Origin of the sequence: Pseudoalteromonas sp. CR1 (assembly GCF_019392235.1) — a bacterium.
Lineage (GTDB): Bacteria > Pseudomonadota > Gammaproteobacteria > Enterobacterales > Alteromonadaceae > Pseudoalteromonas.
In genome coordinates this window covers 1-430 of record NZ_JAHXRM010000052.1, presented here as the reverse complement: position 1 = coordinate 430, position 430 = coordinate 1, and the positions used below count along the sequence as shown (strand labels likewise).

The following is a 430-nucleotide window of genomic DNA, read 5'->3' as shown; positions in this document are numbered from 1 at the left end:
CCAACATCACCAACCCACTGACCGTGACCTTGGATAACGGGCAGACCATCACCATCGGCGTGAATCAGTCGAGCGGTACCGTTTCGGTTGTAGCTCCAGATGAAGCCTACAAGGGCGACCAGACCGTTACTACCGCTATCAAAGGCGTGACCGGCGGCGAGCATTTCGAAAACCTGGTACCGGGCACTACGCCGGTTAACACCACCGTCACCGACACACCGGGCACTGCGGACACCACCACCGTAACGCTGACCGCACCAAGCGCAGTCAACGAAGGTGGTCAGATTACGTACACCGCTACGCTTTCCAATAAAGCGGGTACTGACGTCACGCTGAAACTGGATAACGGTTCGACTATCACCATCAAAGCCGGCGATACCGTCGGCACCGTGACCGTCCCGGCGCCTAGCGACGATGTGTTCATCGACAA

Annotated in this window: 1 protein-coding gene; it reads left to right on the top strand. The window is 57.7% G+C overall.

Annotation, left to right across the window (positions count from 1 at the left end; all coding sequences use genetic code 11):
* Positions 1–430, top strand: a 430-nt coding sequence (locus KZZ04_RS18445; RefSeq protein ID WP_219423680.1) for an immunoglobulin-like domain-containing protein, incomplete at both ends; no start/stop codon positions are given.